The sequence below is a fragment of the Mesorhizobium sp. M5C.F.Ca.ET.164.01.1.1 genome, from assembly GCF_004792125.1.
Lineage (GTDB): Bacteria > Pseudomonadota > Alphaproteobacteria > Rhizobiales > Rhizobiaceae > Mesorhizobium > Mesorhizobium wenxiniae.
In genome coordinates, this window is the sequence record NZ_SRTG01000634.1 from 1 (window position 1) to 279 (window position 279).

Here is a 279-nt window from a genome sequence, read left to right on the forward strand (position 1 = left end):
GCTTTTCCGGGATGAATGCCAACCGCGACAATGACCTTTGACGCCACGTTCAGCGCCTGGAGAAGCACATCCAGATGTCCGTTGGTCATCGGATCGAAGGATCCTGGATAAAAGGCAATCGTCATATCGCTCTCAGATGGTGGGCGCGTCTCGACGCTTCAGCATATGTGCCGCCTTTTTTCATGGAGAAGCACGCGGCGCAAGACTTTATAACCACCCCTCACAAGCGCGGCCGTGCCGTGAACCCCCGCTGAACGGGCCGTTCAGTGCGGTTTCAGA

General features: G+C 56.6%; 1 protein-coding gene. It reads right to left on the reverse strand.

The annotated features are described in order from the left end of the window. Nucleotides 1-125: adenylyltransferase/cytidyltransferase family protein (locus EN807_RS35085; RefSeq protein WP_145972482.1), on the reverse strand; the 125-nt coding region annotated here is incomplete at its 3' end. Nucleotides 126-279 lie beyond the last annotated feature (154 nt).